Source organism: Desulfobotulus alkaliphilus, assembly GCF_007830435.1.
Taxonomy (GTDB): Bacteria; Desulfobacterota; Desulfobacteria; order Desulfobacterales; family ASO4-4; genus Desulfobotulus; species Desulfobotulus alkaliphilus.
The window spans coordinates 1-1,558 of record NZ_VLLC01000081.1; the positions used below are offsets into that span (position 1 = coordinate 1).

Below are 1,558 nucleotides of genomic sequence, written 5' to 3' on the forward strand. Positions count from 1 at the left end.
ATTGAAGGTGTACAGAAAATGGTTTTAAAGGAAATTCAGGGATTGAATATGAACGACAACTTCTTTGCAGGGGGTGCCCTCATGGGAGATGGCACCGTTGCCATGATTGTGCATGTGGCCAGCATTACAACTGAAAGGGAAAGGTAAGAATTGCAAGAAAGTGCAGACAATCACAGAATATCTTGAGCACAGCATAGAAAAAGAGACATAATAATCCAGAACAAAGATCAATATTGAAAGAGAATGCCAACTTTTAAATCATGGGAGGGATGTGTTGCGTGGATACAACGGCTTATCTTGAGCGCATAAATTTCAAAGGATCACTTTTACCAACGGCAGAGACACTAAGGAGACTGCATATTGCGCATCTACTCACCGTACCTTTTGAAAACTTGAGTATACACTGGGGCGAACCAATTATTCTTGACGATGAAGCTCTCTTTGAAAAAGTGGTCATGCGCAAGCGTGGCGGTTTTTGCTATGAGTTAAATGGTTTATTCGCTTCTCTTCTTCGTGCTTTAGGTTTCGATGTTGTGATGCTTGCTGGTTGCGTTATAAATGATCGTGGAAAGTTTGGGCCTGAATTCGACCATATGGCCCTGATGGTCACACTGAAAGAGCAGTGGATTGCAGATGTAGGCTTTGGCGATTCATTCCGTGAACCTCTGAGACTGGTAAACCGATGGGAGCAGAAGCAAGGAAAGTATGCTTATTGTATTGAGGAAGATAGCAGTGGTCGTTTGATTCTGACCAGGCGTAATGAAAATGGTGAGTGGAAGTCCCTATACAGATTTAGCTGTAAGCCGTATCAATATAGTGATTATAAAAAGATGTGCCACTATCATCAGACCTCATCAGAGTCACACTTTACACAGCAACGCATCTGCTCTTTAGCCACAGAGAAAGGCCGCATTACCTTAAGCGGAACGCAGTTAATTATTACTCAAGGTTGCGAACGGCAGGTACAAGAGCTGGTGAATGAGGAGGAGTACGCAGAGGTTCTACGTGTCCACTTTGGTATAGAGCCTCACTGAAAAAAGGTGGGAGGCATTGAAAATGTCGCTGGGGATGCCACTAAAGATATCTTCTAAACTACTGCCATCATAAAAATATTGGGGAATACATTTCAGGTATTGCCACAGCCATTGAAGAGCAGTCTTCCGTAACCAGCGAGATGGCATCCAGCATTGCCCAGGCTTCGCCGGGAGTTCATGAGGGAACCGAAGCCGTAGACCAGACAGCTTCTGTCTCCAAAACCATATCAAGCCCACCTTCTACAGTTCAATTTCAATAAACCAATGAATTCAGCGCCATAAAAAGCAATAACAAACCTTTGGCACCACCTGCCATCCTGTTTTCCAAAAAAGCTCTTTTTTATATTTCGCTAATTGCCTAACGAACAGGCCGGAACAACCACCAACACAATTCTAATATTTTGTTTTTTGAGGTTTTTTTATATTAGGCCCCATGATCAATCTTTCACATGGAGGTCTTGATGAAAAACTGGGATCAAATGGATATCGGAGTCTGGCGTTTTGGCATCATCAGCCCGCTTCTG

At 43.3% G+C, this 1,558-nt stretch carries 1 protein-coding gene; it reads left to right on the plus strand.

What is annotated here, in order from left to right:
- Positions 1-278 precede the first annotated feature (278 nt).
- Positions 279-1,034 carry an arylamine N-acetyltransferase family protein gene (locus tag LZ24_RS16945; protein ID WP_144686890.1) on the plus strand — a complete coding sequence of 252 codons (756 nt, stop codon included), beginning with the start codon at positions 279-281 and terminating at the stop codon, positions 1,032-1,034.
- Positions 1,035-1,558 lie beyond the last annotated feature (524 nt).